The sequence below is a fragment of the Pseudoalteromonas sp. TAB23 genome (assembly GCF_000498075.1).
GTDB lineage: Bacteria > Pseudomonadota > Gammaproteobacteria > Enterobacterales > Alteromonadaceae > Pseudoalteromonas > Pseudoalteromonas arctica.
In genome coordinates this window covers 40,663-50,710 of record NZ_AUTP01000220.1, presented here as the reverse complement: position 1 = coordinate 50,710, position 10,048 = coordinate 40,663, and the positions used below count along the sequence as shown (strand labels likewise).

Below are 10,048 nucleotides of genomic sequence, written 5' to 3'. Positions count from 1 at the left end.
GATTTTTACGGCTCAATGGATGGTGCGAGTAAATTTGTAAAAGGCGATGCCATTGCAGGTATTGTTATATTAATCATCAATATTGTTGGTGGTTTATTTGTCGGTATGATTCAACATAATTTGAGTTTTGGCAACGCAATGGAAGTATATACATTACTTACCATTGGTGATGGCTTAGTTGCTCAACTCCCTTCTTTACTGCTTTCAATTGGTACCGCGATTGTTGTAACACGTCAAAATGAGTCGCTCAATATGGGTGACCAATTTAAGAAACAACTAGGTAACGAAAAATCACTCTTTATTGCTTCAGGTATTTTGATCATCATGGGTTTAGTGCCTGGTATGCCGCATTTTGCTTTTTTAAGTTTAGGTGCGTTACTGGGTTATTTAGCTTACTACACACAGCAAACTAAGTTAAAAGCCGCTGCAGCAGAAGCCGANCCGCCAGTGGCGGAAGCGCTGCAACAGGTATTGCCAATAAACAAGAGCAAAAAGAACTTGGTTGGGATGATGTTCAACAGGTTGACGTAATTGGCTTAGAAGTAGGTTACAGATTAATTCCGTTGGTAGATCAATCTCAAGGTGGTGAGCTACTTAATCGTATTAAAGGTGTACGTAAAAAGCTTTCTCAAGAACTTGGCTTTTTAGTACCACCTGTTCATATTCGCGATAATTTAGAGCTTGACCCTAATGCTTACAGAATAACGCTAATGGGTGTTTCAACAGGTGAAAGCGAACTTAAACATGGCGACGAGCTAGCAATTAACCCCGGGCAAGTATTTGGCCCAATTAAAGGGGTTGAAACCAAAGATCCTGCGTTTGGCCTTGATGCAGTATGGATCAAGCCTGATCAAAAAGATGAAGCGCAATCGCTAGGTTATACCGTTGTAGATTCAGCAACTGTAGTTGCCACTCATATTAGCCAGTTATTAACTAACAGTGCGGCGTTGTTACTAGGGCATGAAGAAGTTCAAAACCTGCTTGATATGCTTGCTAAAAGCCACCCTCGCTTAGTAGAAGGACTAGTACCTGATGTGTTGCCATTAACTGCAATTGTAAAAGTACTGCAAAATTTATTGAATGAAGGTGTAGCTATTCGCGATATGCGCTCAATTGTTCAAACCCTTGTTGAGTATGGTCCGCGTAGCCAAGACCCTGATGTATTAACGGCTGCAGTGCGTATTTCTCTGCGTCGGTTAATCGTTCAAGATGCGGTTGGCATGTCATCAGAAATCCCTGTCATAACCTTGGCACCTGAGTTGGAACAGATGTTGCATCAGTCATTACAAAATGCAGGCGATGAAGGTGCCGGTATTGAGCCTGGACTTGCAGAGCGACTTCAAGTGTCATTGACACAAGCGCATCAAAATCAAGAAATGGCCGGTGAACCTTCTATATTGCTAACGTCAGGAATGTTACGCACTGTGTTATCTCGTTTTGTTAAGTACACCATTCCAGGATTGAGAGTGATGTCTTATCAAGAGGTACCAGACGAAAGACAGATCAAGATTGTTAGCTCTGTAGGCCAACAATAAGATTTTAACAGGGGTTGAATCATGAAAATTAAACGTTTTTTTGCTAAAGATATGCGCACAGCACTTAAAGAAGTTAAAGATGAGTTAGGTGTTGATGCGGTTATTATGTCAAATAAGAAGCTGGCTAACGGTGTAGAAATTGTAGCGGCAGTTGATTATGACAAAGCAGCCCCTAAAGTAGCATCGCAACCACAACGTACTGCAGAGCCGCGTGCTCAAGTACCACAGCAAAGTGTGCATAATTTTGTAAAACCAGAGCCTCAGCGTGCCAAACCAGAGCCGCAAGCAAAAGTGGCTGACAGCCTACAGGCTTTATTAGAGCGCCAATCACCGCGTCCTCGCTCCCCTGAACTTGCATCAATGTTTTCACAATCAGGTATTGATACTACCGATAACTATCAAGAACCAGTTATGGAACAGCGTACTAAAAATATGTTTGCCCCTGAAAATGCAGCGCCAGTTCGTCCACAAACTCAAGCGGATAGCTTAGGTTTTGATGATTTAGACAGCGACTTTGATGATTTAGATAGTCCAGTAACGGCTCGCCAACAAACACCCAATAATGAAAGCGAAGAAATGACAACAATGCGTGAAGAAATGAACGCAATTCGTCAATTACTTGAGCATCAAGTATCAGGCTTAATGCAGCAAGATATGGCGCGTCGCGATCCAACACGCGCTTGCATGGTTGACCGCTTAGTCGGTATGGGTATTGATAAAGAAGTAGCGCAACAAATGGCATGTTTTGTACCTGATGATGTATCTCGCCAACAAGGCTGGAAGGCCCTACTAGCTATGGTCGAAGACCAAATGCAAACAACCAATAATGAAATACTTCGCCAAGGTGGTGTATATGCGTTAGTGGGCCCAACAGGTGTTGGTAAAACAACAACAGTTGCTAAGCTTGCAGCGTTAGGTGCACAAAAATATGGCGCTGATAAAGTGGCCTTAATAACTACTGATACATACAGAATTGGTGCTTATGAACAGCTTGCTACTTACGGCCGTATTATTGGTTGTGGTGTAAAGCAAGTTAAAGATGCTAATGAATTAGCTGAAGTTTTATATCATTTACGAAATAAACGTCTAGTATTAATTGATACAGCAGGTATGAGTCAGCGAGATTTACGTTTAACTGAGCAGTTAAACACGTTAATGCGTAACCAACGTGTGGATATTCGCAGCTACTTAGTACTAAGCGCAACGGCACAAATTAATGTATTACAAGAAACAGTACGTCACTTTAAAAAAGTACAGTTAAGTGGTTGTATTTTCACTAAGTTAGATGAATCATTAAGTTTGGGTGAGATTATTAGTATTGCGATTCAAAATCGCCTTCCAATAGGGTATCTTACTAACGGTCAACGAGTGCCAGAAGATATTCGTGTTGCAAATGCTGAAAAACTAGTGAAAAAGGCTGAGCAGTTATATTTAAAAAGAACAAAAGCACAACATTCAAGGCACCAAGCAGTGGCGCCAAGTACAGTAGGGATGTATGATTAACACAGTATTAGATCAAGCAAGCGGCCTGCGCAAAATGAGTCAAAACAATAACAACGGCGTAAAAGTTATCGCTGTAACCGGTGGTAAAGGTGGTGTGGGGAAAACAAATGTTTCTCTAAATACCGCTATTGCACTAGGGCAACAAGGTAATAGAGTATTAGTGCTGGATGCTGACTTAGGTCTAGCAAACTGTGATGTGATGCTTGGTTTACGTGTAGAGCGCAATTTATCACACGTTTTGTCAGGTGAATGTGAGCTTGACGAGATTTTAGTTGAAGGCCCTGCTGGTATTAAAATTGTACCCGCTACATCGGGCTCGCAAAGTATGGTTGAATTATCGCCATCTGAGCATGCCGGGCTAATTCGTGCATTTAGCGAATTGAATACCGAATTTGATATTTTAATTGTAGATACAGCCGCTGGTATTTCAGACATGGTGCTAAGCTTCTCACGAGCAGCACAAGATGTAATGGTTGTAGTGTGCGATGAACCAACATCAATAACCGATGCTTACGCACTTATTAAAGTATTAAGCCGCGAGCACGGTGTTTATAAGTTCAAAATTGTTGCCAATATGGTCCGCAGTATGCGTGAAGGCACTGAATTGTTTGCAAAACTATCTAAAGTTACCGATCGCTTTTTAGATGTTTCAATGGAGCTAGTAGCAACGGTTCCTTATGACGAAAATATGCGCAAAGCAACACGTCGCCAAAAGGTGATTGTTGAGCTCTTTCCAAGTTCGCCAGCCGCTCTCGCGTTTAAAGCGCTGGCGACAAAAGCAGTTAAATGGCCAATACCAAATCAACCATCTGGGCATTTAGAGTTTTTCATTGAGAAACTAGTAAACGGCTAATTATGACAACATTGGTGAATAGAGCTATGGGATATCAATCAACACAAAACTTAAATGTGATTGTTGAGAAACATGCATCACTTGTTAAAAAAGTGGCATGTCATCTAATTGCTCGATTACCACCTAGCGTTCAGCTTGATGATTTAATTCAATCAGGAATGATAGGTTTAATAGAAGCTTCAAAAAACTTTGATGCAACAAAAGGCGCAAGCTTTGAAACCTTCGCCGGTATTCGTATTCGCGGGGCTATGCTTGATGAAATGCGTCGTGGTGATTGGGCTCCTCGTTCAGTACACCGTAAAAGCCGACAAGTTGCAGAAGCAATTACTGGGCTCGAAAGCAGTCTGAATCGCGAACCAACAGATACAGAAGTTGCTGAAAAACTTGAAATTTCACTCAATGAGTACCATCATATTTTAAATGATGTTAATACCAGTAAAGTATTAGGCATAGAAGACCTTGGTGTAGATGAGGATGTTATTACTCCCGTAGGCCAAGATTTAGCGCTAGACAAACCTTTTAATAATGTTAAAAATGATCGGTTTAATGAGTCTTTGCTAAATGCAATAAAGTCATTACCAGAGCGTGATGCAATGGTACTTTCTTTATACTATAACGATGAAATGAATTTAAAAGAAATAGGACATATACTCGATGTAAGCGAATCGCGTGTAAGTCAGATACATGGTCAGGCGATGATTAAGCTTAAAGCTAAAATCAATGACTGGATAAACTAGTAGTAAGTAAACTAAGGTTAATACCTCACTGGGGGATGTTTTGGATAAAAACATGAAAATTCTTGTAGTTGATGATTTTTCAACGATGAGACGAATTATAAAAAACCTATTACGTGACTTAGGTTTCACTAACGTTCAAGAAGCTGATGACGGGTCTACAGCTTTGCCTATGTTACAAAATCAAGTATTTGATTTTGTGGTTACAGATTGGAATATGCCGGGAATGCAAGGTATTGACCTTTTAAGAGCAATTCGTGCAGATGATAAGTTAAAACATATCCCTGTACTGATGGTAACGGCAGAAGCTAAAAAAGAACAAATAATAGCTGCAGCGCAAGCTGGCGTTAATGGTTATATTGTTAAGCCATTTACGGCTGGAACATTAAAAACTAAATTAGAGAAAGTATTTGAACGCTTAGGCTAATGATGGGGGAGAGGCTTATGTCAGCACCAGCTGCGCCTCAAATAACGTTAGAACAAGCTCGTCAACTCGTCATTTATTTAGAAAACGATGAGCAAGATAAAGCTAATCAGTTGATTTTAGAGACAGCTTCGCAAGAGCAGTCTAAATTATTTGCTGAAGTTGGGAAGTTGACTCGTCAACTGCACGAAGCACTTAAAAGTTTTGAGCTTGATACTCGCTTAACTAACATAACGACAGATGCGATTCCAGATGCTAAAAAGCGGCTTAATTATGTTATAGAAATGACAGAAAATGCGGCTAATAAAACAATGGATGCTGTTGAGGCTAGTTTACCTATAGCTCAGCAACTTGCAGATGAAATATCTCATATCAAACCGACATGGGATCGTTTAATGAGCCGGGAGATTGAGCTTGGTGAGTTTAAACAACTTTGCCATAGTATCGATAAGTTTATGAATAACTCTCATCATAAAACGGATGAGCTTCAAAGCTTAATGACAAATGTACTAATGGCTCAAGACTATCAAGACTTAACAGGTCAAGTTATTCGCCGTGTTATAGAACTTGTTAGAGAAGTAGAAGAAAGCTTACTTCATCTTTTAACAGCGTTTGCTGAACAAGATGACAGTGACAACACAGCGAATAAAGTAGAACAACAAAAAATAAAAGAACCAGTTGCCACACAAACTTTAGCAGGTCCTGAAGGCCCTATTATTGATAAAGAATCGCGTAATGATGTTGTGTCTGATCAAGATGAAGTCGATGATCTTTTATCAAGTTTGGGCTTCTAAGAGGAGAGTAACTGCATGTTTGAAGTCGATGAAGATATTTTACAAGACTTTCTTGTAGAGGCAGGAGAAATCCTAGAGCTTTTATCTGAACAGTTAGTTGAACTGGAAAATAATCCAGAAGATACCGAGTTACTAAATGCCATATTTAGAGGCTTTCACACTGTAAAAGGTGGTGCAGGCTTTTTAGCTATGACAGAACTTGTTGATGCTTGCCACGGCGCTGAAAACGTATTTGATTTACTACGTCAAGGCGTGCGAACGGTCAATTCAGAGTTAATGGATGTTATTTTACAAGCGCTCGACACCATTAATGAAATGTTCGCGACTATCCAAAATAGGGATAAGCCAGAACCAGCAGATCCTGAGTTACTTCAAACCCTCCACATTTTGGGCCTACCTCCAACAGAAGCCGAGCTTAACGGAGTCGCTTCAGAAACTGACGTTGAACAACCTCTTGATGAAGTAATTGATACGCCAATAGCTGATGAGGAAGATCCATTTGCATTTGATGAAATGTTTAGCGGAACTCCTTCGGTTAGTGATGCTGAAATAAACGAAATCACTGAAGATGAATTTGAAAACTTACTTGATGAACTACACGGTAAAGGACAAGGTCCTGCAGTTGAAAAGCCAGTAGCAAGTAGTAGTGATTTTAATGGTGATATTACTGATGATGAATTTGACAGCTTATTAGACGAGTTACATGGAGTTGGCAGTTTTGGTGAGGTTGCGAGTAAAGCACCTGAGCAAAGTAGTGTAGTTAAAGCACCTGTAGAACCAGCTAAACCAGCGTCAAATACTGCTAATTCATCAGATGATGAAATTAGTGATGATGAATTTGAAGCGCTTCTTGATGAACTTCATGGTAAAGGCACTGCACCTAAATCAATAGAAAGCACTCCAGCTGTGAAACAGCCCAATATCCCAGCTAAACCAGCTGCAAAAGCGAGTGTGCCTGTAAAAAAACCAGAACCTGTAAAAGCACCCGCTTCTAAACCAGTAGAAAAACCGGTTGCTAAAGCAGCGCCAGCAACGCCTAAAAAATCAGCGCCACCAGCAGCAGAGACGACAGTTCGCGTAGATACAAAACGACTTGACCAAATTATGAATATGGTTGGTGAGTTAGTACTTGTGCGAAATCGTTTGGTTAGTTTAGCGACCAACTCAGACAGTGAAGCAATGGGTAAAGCTATCTCTAACTTAGATGTAGTGACTGCTGATATTCAAGGCGCGGTTATGCAAACGCGAATGCAACCAATTAAAAAGGTATTTGGTCGTTTCCCTCGCGTAGTACGCGATTTAGCACGCAGCTTAAACAAAGACATTGACTTACAACTTGTAGGTGAAGAAACCGATTTAGATAAAAACTTAGTGGAAGCACTAGCTGATCCGCTTGTGCATTTAGTTCGAAACTCGGTTGACCACGGTATTGAAATGCCAGCTGTTCGTGAGGCTGCAGGTAAACCTAGAACAGGTAATGTTACTTTATCTGCGTCTCAGGAAGGCGACCATATTTTGTTGACCATTAAAGATGATGGCGCTGGTATGGATGCTGAGAAACTGAAAAAAATAGCAATTAGTAAAGGTGTGCTCGATCACGATCAAGCGAGTCGACTTTCTGACACTGAAGCATACAACCTAATTTTTGCACCTGGCTTTTCTACAAAAGAAGAGATATCTGATATTTCAGGTCGTGGTGTTGGAATGGATGTGGTGAAAACTAAAATCACCCAATTAAACGGCTCTGTAAGTATTCAATCTGAGTTAGGCGTAGGTACTATTTTAGAGATAAAAGTACCACTTACCTTAGCCATATTACCGACCTTAATGGTAATTGTTGGCGCACAAACATTTGCGTTACCACTTGCTGGTGTTAGTGAAATATTCAACTTAGATTTAACGAAAACAAATGTGGTTGATGGGCAATTAACAATTATTGTGCGTAAAAAGGCAATACCGTTATTCTACCTCGAGCACTGGTTAGTTAAAGGCTCAGATCGTTCACAGCGAAAAGCAAAAGGCCATGTAGTTATTGTGCAAATTGGTACGCAGCAAATTGGTTTTGTTGTTGACTCATTAATTGGCCAAGAAGAAGTTGTAATTAAACCACTTGATGCGTTACTACAAGGTACCCCAGGTATGGCAGGCGCTACAATTACTTCAGATGGTGGCATTGCACTGATTTTAGACGTTCCAAACATGTTAAAACATTACGCAGGCTAATAATAAAGTAGGTATATATTTAATATATACCTACGCATAAATTTAATAAGAGAGCTAAATGGCCGTTAAAGTTTTAGTTGTTGATGATTCAAGCTTTTTTCGCCGCAGGGTAAGCGAAATTCTTGAGCAAGATAGCGACATACAAGTTATAGGCTTTGCTGTGAATGGCAGAGAAGCTGTTGAAAAAGCAGCTCAGCTACGTCCAGATATGATCACTATGGATGTAGAAATGCCTGTGCTTGATGGTATTAGCGCAGTTAAAGAGATAATGGCGAGTAATCCAACGCCTATCTTAATGTTTTCATCACTAACACGTGATGGCGCAACAGCAACGTTTGATGCGCTAGATGCTGGAGCAATGGATTTTTTACCGAAAAAATTTGAAGACATCGCTCGCAATAATGAAGACGCTATAAAGCTTTTGCAAAATAAAGTGAAAGATATAGGGCGAAGACGTTTACCGCGAACGTTTAAATCTGCAACACCACCTAAGCCAGTAATATCAACTAAACCGATAACAAGCTCACTTTCGCAAAGAACAAACACACTAACGCCTTCGATAAAACAACCCGATAGAAGCTTTAAAAGAGCAGCACCTACAACATCGTCAGGTTCAAATGTTGCCTCAATGCGAGCAAGTGGAAAGCAATATCAGCTTGTGGCTATTGGCACTTCTACAGGTGGCCCTGTTGCACTACAAACTATACTGACTCAATTGCCAGCTAATTTCCCTCACCCTATTTTACTTATTCAGCATATGCCAGCTGCTTTTACACCTGCATTCGCAGCGCGCTTAAATGGTCTGTGCCAAATAAAAGTGAAAGAAGCACAACAAGGTGACCGCTTACAACCAGGAACGGCTTATCTAGCGCCTGGCGGACAGCAGATGATGGTAGAAGGGCGTGGTGCAAATAGAACACTGCGCGTATTTGAAGATCATAGCGAGAGAATAAGTTATAAACCGAGTGTAGATGTAACTTTTGCCAGTGCAGCAAAAACGTATCAAGGCGATGTGCTTGCTATCGTTTTAACAGGCATGGGCGCTGATGGACGTGACGGTGCAAGAATGTTAAAGCAAACGGGTGCAACTATTTGGGCACAGGATGAGAAAAGCTGTGTTGTTTATGGAATGCCTCAAGCCATTGCTAATGCGGGGCTTTCGAGTGAAAGCTTAGCATTAAGCGATGTTGCAGCACGTATCAAGAGAGAGGTAGGTTGTGGATAAACTCTCAATATTTGGACTATTTGTAGCACTGGGCGCAATAGGTTTAGGTTACTCTTTAGAAGGCGGCGTTGTTTCTGCTTTATTTAATGGTCCTGCCCTTATTATTGTATTAGGCGGCACGCTTGGTGCTGTTATGTTGCAAACATCAGCAAGTACCTTTAAAAAAATGCTAAATATGAGCTCTTGGGTTTTTGTTGCGCCACAATATGATATTGAAGATGCAATAGAGCAAGTTAAGCGATGGTCTCATAAGGCACGTCAAGAAGGTTACTTAGCGCTTGAAAATGAAGCGCTAGCTCACCCAGATGCATATGCAGCAAAAGGTTTAAGCTTGCTTGTAGATGGCTGCTCTGAGCAAAAACTACGTGACACGCTTGAAATTGATTTACTGCTAGAACGCGATCGCTTGCTTGAAGCTGCACGTGTTTATGAAGCGATGGGGGGCTACAGTCCTACCATTGGTATTTTAGGTGCTGTGCTTGGTTTAATACAGGCAATGTCGTTTATTACCGATCCACAAATGCTTGGTGCAGGCGTTGCAACGGCATTTATCGCGACCATTTATGGTGTTGGTTTAGCTAATTTATTGTTTTTACCTATGGCAAATAAGTTAAAACAGCGTGTAGAGCAAAAAATGCTTTACCATGAAATGCTTGCCGAAGGCGTGATTGCAATAAGCGTTGGCGAAAGCCCAGTAAATATAGAATTAAAGCTTGAAGCCTACCGTGTAGAGCGTCCTAATTTAGTGGACGAATAA

At 40.8% G+C, this 10,048-nt stretch carries 8 protein-coding genes and 1 pseudogene; all 9 read left to right on the top strand.

Features of this window, described 5'->3' with window-relative positions:
* Nucleotides 1-1,535: pseudogene (locus L654_RS01000000126030) on the top strand (flagellar biosynthesis protein FlhA); the annotation flags it as partial.
* Nucleotides 1,536-1,556: 21 nt separating this feature from the next.
* The gene (gene flhF / locus L654_RS0112490) at nucleotides 1,557-3,038 is read left to right on the top strand and encodes a flagellar biosynthesis protein FlhF (protein ID WP_024608164.1); all 1,482 of its coding nucleotides are present in this window, start codon (nucleotides 1,557-1,559) and stop codon (nucleotides 3,036-3,038) included.
* Nucleotides 3,031-3,891 (top strand): MinD/ParA family protein, encoded by an 861-nt coding sequence (locus tag L654_RS0112485; RefSeq protein WP_007585809.1) that lies wholly within the window; start codon nucleotides 3,031-3,033, stop codon nucleotides 3,889-3,891. Before flhF ends, L654_RS0112485 begins: the two co-directional genes overlap by 8 nt.
* Nucleotides 3,892-3,917: 26 nt before the next feature.
* A complete protein-coding gene (locus L654_RS0112480; protein ID WP_007585810.1) occupies nucleotides 3,918-4,628 on the top strand; it encodes an RNA polymerase sigma factor FliA in 711 nt (236 codons plus the stop codon).
* A gap of 40 nt (nucleotides 4,629-4,668) precedes the next feature.
* A complete protein-coding gene (gene cheY, locus L654_RS0112475; RefSeq protein ID WP_008132609.1) occupies nucleotides 4,669-5,052 on the top strand; it encodes a chemotaxis response regulator CheY in 384 nt (127 codons plus the stop codon).
* A 17-nt stretch (nucleotides 5,053-5,069) separates the two neighbouring features.
* On the top strand, nucleotides 5,070-5,843 hold the full coding sequence (locus L654_RS0112470; RefSeq protein WP_007585814.1) for a protein phosphatase CheZ: 774 nt from the start codon (nucleotides 5,070-5,072) through the stop codon (nucleotides 5,841-5,843).
* Nucleotides 5,844-5,858: 15 nt separating this feature from the next.
* The gene (locus tag L654_RS0112465) at nucleotides 5,859-8,066 is read left to right on the top strand and encodes a chemotaxis protein CheA (protein ID WP_024608163.1); all 2,208 of its coding nucleotides are present in this window, start codon (nucleotides 5,859-5,861) and stop codon (nucleotides 8,064-8,066) included.
* Nucleotides 8,067-8,124: 58 nt separating this feature from the next.
* Nucleotides 8,125-9,291, top strand: coding sequence for a chemotaxis response regulator protein-glutamate methylesterase (locus tag L654_RS0112460; RefSeq protein WP_024608162.1), 1,167 nt, complete (start codon nucleotides 8,125-8,127; stop codon nucleotides 9,289-9,291).
* Complete coding sequence (locus L654_RS0112455) at nucleotides 9,284-10,048, top strand: flagellar motor protein (protein ID WP_007585825.1); 765 nt, start codon at nucleotides 9,284-9,286, stop codon at nucleotides 10,046-10,048. Before L654_RS0112460 ends, L654_RS0112455 begins: the two co-directional genes overlap by 8 nt.

Bases quoted from the DNA above. Each gene is read 5' to 3' on its own strand.
- flhF (WP_024608164.1), top strand. From the start codon at position 1,557: ATGAAAATTAAACGTTTTTTTGCTAAAGATATGCGCACAGCACTTAAA.
- L654_RS0112485 (WP_007585809.1), top strand. From the start codon at position 3,031: ATGATTAACACAGTATTAGATCAAGCAAGCGGCCTGCGCAAAATGAGT.
- L654_RS0112480 (WP_007585810.1), top strand. From the start codon at position 3,918: ATGGGATATCAATCAACACAAAACTTAAATGTGATTGTTGAGAAACAT.
- L654_RS0112470 (WP_007585814.1), top strand. From the start codon at position 5,070: ATGTCAGCACCAGCTGCGCCTCAAATAACGTTAGAACAAGCTCGTCAA.
- L654_RS0112465 (WP_024608163.1), top strand. From the start codon at position 5,859: ATGTTTGAAGTCGATGAAGATATTTTACAAGACTTTCTTGTAGAGGCA.
- L654_RS0112460 (WP_024608162.1), top strand. From the start codon at position 8,125: ATGGCCGTTAAAGTTTTAGTTGTTGATGATTCAAGCTTTTTTCGCCGC.